Genomic DNA, 502 nt, shown 5'->3' with positions numbered 1-502 from the left:
CCGTTGCTACAAATGATTTGATTTTTGTATTTCCTAAAGCATCCCAGCTAATTACTACAGGTTGCTTATTTTCATCATAGTAGAAGAATGTATTGTTTACCGTATCATATCCAACATTTCCATACGTCCCTTTCAACTCCTCAATGATATTGGTAATGAATTCGTTGTTATTGGTAATGTGGTTAATAAATTCTATGTTATCTCCTAACTTAGTGATAAACTCCTGGTTATCTACTAGTTCAGTTATAAATACATCATTGTTCGCGATGATTTTTCCTAAGTCATCCATCTTCACAGCAAACACATTGTTCTCTGTATCAGTGATTGTTAAGAATTCAGCCGTTGCTACAAATGATTTGATTTTTGTATTTCCTAAAGCATCCCAGCTAATTACTACAGGTTGCTTATTTTCATCATAGTAGAAGAATGTATTGTTTACCGTATCATATCCAACATTTCCATACGTCCCTTTCAACTCCTCAATGATATTGGTAATGAATTC

General features: G+C 33.3%; 1 pseudogene. It reads right to left on the bottom strand.

The annotated features are described in order from the left end of the window. Window positions 1-502, bottom strand: a pseudogene (locus tag HX004_RS17690) (hypothetical protein); the annotation flags it as partial.

The sequence above is a fragment of the Myroides sp. 1354 genome, assembly GCF_030324495.1.
GTDB lineage: Bacteria > Bacteroidota > Bacteroidia > Flavobacteriales > Flavobacteriaceae > Flavobacterium.
This window is presented reverse-complemented; position numbering and strand designations above follow the sequence as displayed.